The following is a 336-nucleotide window of genomic DNA, read 5'->3' on the forward strand; positions in this document are numbered from 1 at the left end:
TTAATCATCTGATTGTACATCGCTCTATTAATAATATTCGCAACCATAAATGTATCATAATTGGAAGAAATGATAGGTAGATTTTGTTCATCTGCCATTTTCTTAATTTCGTCCGTCGTATCAAAACCACCTGTAATCAAGACGGCACTGCCCCGTTCTAACGCAGCTTTTTGAACATCAAGACGATTTCCGACAATCAGCAACGTATTTTTAGAGACATAGTTAACGACATTGTCTAGCTCCATCGCTCCTATCGCAAATTTAGTCAGTGAATTGAACTGACCGCCTTTACCACCAATTAAATGGCCATCAACAATTTTCGCTATTTCTCCAAAT

1 protein-coding gene is annotated in these 336 nt (G+C 37.5%); it reads right to left on the reverse strand.

The window, feature by feature from the left end:
- Nucleotides 1-336 (reverse strand): DRTGG domain-containing protein (locus tag HUK49_RS10680; protein WP_268890037.1); only part of this gene is annotated, 336 nt, incomplete at both ends.

It is taken from the genome of Limosilactobacillus portuensis, from assembly GCF_014838735.1.
GTDB lineage: Bacteria > Bacillota > Bacilli > Lactobacillales > Lactobacillaceae > Limosilactobacillus > Limosilactobacillus portuensis.